Annotated in this window: 2 protein-coding genes; both read left to right on the plus strand. The window is 64.7% G+C overall.

Annotation, left to right across the window (positions count from 1 at the left end; genetic code table 11):
- Positions 1-994 (plus strand): HAD-IC family P-type ATPase (locus EOA60_RS32520; RefSeq protein WP_128312593.1); only part of this gene is annotated, 994 nt, incomplete at its 5' end.
- A 44-nt stretch (positions 995-1038) separates the two neighbouring features.
- Entirely contained in the window at positions 1039-1428 is a 390-nt protein-coding gene (locus EOA60_RS32525) for a DUF305 domain-containing protein (RefSeq protein WP_095824304.1), read from the plus strand.
- Positions 1429-1499 lie beyond the last annotated feature (71 nt).

Below are 1499 nucleotides of genomic sequence, written 5' to 3' on the forward strand. Positions count from 1 at the left end.
GATCAAGGAAGCGGCGGCGTTGGAGCGCTTCGCCTCCGTCGACACACTGATCGTCGACAAGACCGGCACCTTGACCGAGGGCCGGCCGCGGCTGACCGATGTCGTCGCCGCCGAAGGCATTGCGGAGAATGAATTGCTGGCGCTCGCCGCGACGCTCGAAAAGGGCTCGGAACACCCGCTCGCCGAGGCGATCGTCGAGGGTGCCGCCGAACGCGGCGCCAAGCTTGCAGGTGCCGAGAACTTCGAGGCGATAACCGGCAAGGGCGTTGCCGGCACCGTGTCCGGCAGGAAGGTTGCGCTCGGCAATGCGGCGATGATGGCCGACCTCGGCGTCGACACCGCGCCCGTTTCCGCCAGCGCGGAAGCGCTGCAGGCCGAAGGCAAGACGGCGATGTTCGTTGCCGTCGGCGGCAAGCTTGCCGGCCTGGTTGCCGTCGCCGATCCGGTCAAGGCAACCACGGCCGAGGCGATCAAGGCGCTGCACGACAAGGGCTTGAGGATCATCATGGCGACCGGCGACAACGAGCGCACGGCAAAAGCGATCGCCGGCAGGCTCGGCATCGACGAGGTCCGCGCCGGGCTGCTGCCGGATCAGAAGGCGGCACTTGTCGACGAACTGCGCGCCAGGGGCGCCGGCATCGCCATGGCCGGCGACGGCGTCAACGATGCGCCGGCGCTTGCCGGAGCCGATGTCGGCATCGCCATGGGCACCGGCGCCGACGTCGCGGTCGAAAGCGCCGGCATCACGCTGGTCAAGGGCGATCTCAACGGCATCGTCAGAGCCCGCACACTGGCCCAGGCGACGATCCGCAACATTCGCCAGAACCTGTTCTTCGCCTTCCTCTACAACGTGCTCGGCGTGCCGGTCGCCGCCGGAGTGCTCTACCCGCTCACCGGTATGCTTCTGTCGCCGATGATCGCAGCGGCGGCGATGAGCCTGTCGTCGGTCTCGGTGATCGGCAACGCGCTGCGGCTGAGAACGTTGAAACTCTGAGCGACGCCCCCAAATACGACATTCCATTCAACAGGAGATATTGGATGACCTTGGCCAAGAAGATTGTGCTGCTGCTGATGGCGGCGGGAATGCTGATCGCGGTGTTCCTCGAAAGCGTGCCCGCGCAATCGGACGAAATGAAGCACGACATGTTCGGGATGGCCATGGGCGCGGACAGCCCCGCAACCGCTGGCTACAAGGCGGCCATGGACAAGATGCACAAGGACATGATGCTCAACTACACCGGCAATGCCGATGTCGATTTCGTCCGCGGCATGATCCCGCATCACCAGGGAGCCATCGACATGGCCAAGGTGGTGATCGCCAACGGCAAGGACCCGGAAATCCGCAAGCTCGCCGAGAACGTCGTCAAGGCGCAGGAAGCCGAGATCAAAAAAATGCAGGATTGGCTTGCCAAGCATCCGGTGAACTAGTTCCCCGCGCCGGAAATCCCGGACGAAGGCGAGGACTTCGGCCTGGATTTTCGGCCATGCTTGTGCTGCGA

The organism is Mesorhizobium sp. M1A.F.Ca.IN.020.06.1.1 (assembly GCF_004023265.1).
Lineage (GTDB): Bacteria > Pseudomonadota > Alphaproteobacteria > Rhizobiales > Rhizobiaceae > Mesorhizobium.